We start from the raw sequence: 394 nt of genomic DNA, 5'->3' as shown, positions 1-394 counted from the left end.
ATAGACACCGAGATCACCAACCGTGAATTCACCTTTCTTGACCACGCACTGCCAGCCATCCACGACAGCCAGCTCGATGCGATCAGCACCCTCGATCGGGTTCAGGGCCGAAACGCGGCGCAGAGTTGCGAGTTTACGCATACACTTTCTCCTTTATCAAACATTGAACGAAATTTCGTCAGTGCGACGACGCTTGCGCGGTTTATCTTCCGCGTCGCCCTTGTTCAGGAACCACTCAGGCACGGCGTCGAGGCTCGGCGGCTCATACTGATCGGTGACACTCGACTTCTTGATCACCTTGTTAGCCGGGTCAAACACCAGACCACGCTCGCGGAGCGAGGCCCGGACTTTCTTCCACTCCGAGAACGGGAGAAGCGATCCACTGTCTACCGAA

At 56.3% G+C, this 394-nt stretch carries 2 protein-coding genes; both read right to left on the bottom strand.

Going from position 1 to position 394, the window contains the following annotated elements; translation table 11 throughout:
• On the bottom strand, window positions 1-141 hold a 141-nt coding region (locus AC1RPG_RS08350; RefSeq protein WP_481762526.1), incomplete at its 3' end, for a hypothetical protein.
• A 15-nt stretch (window positions 142-156) separates the two neighbouring features.
• Window positions 157-394: hypothetical protein (locus AC1RPG_RS08345; RefSeq protein WP_481762525.1), on the bottom strand; the 238-nt coding region annotated here is incomplete at its 5' end.

This window comes from Dellaglioa sp. CoH-57-MRSF-18 (assembly GCF_056781995.1).
This window is presented reverse-complemented; position numbering and strand designations above follow the sequence as displayed.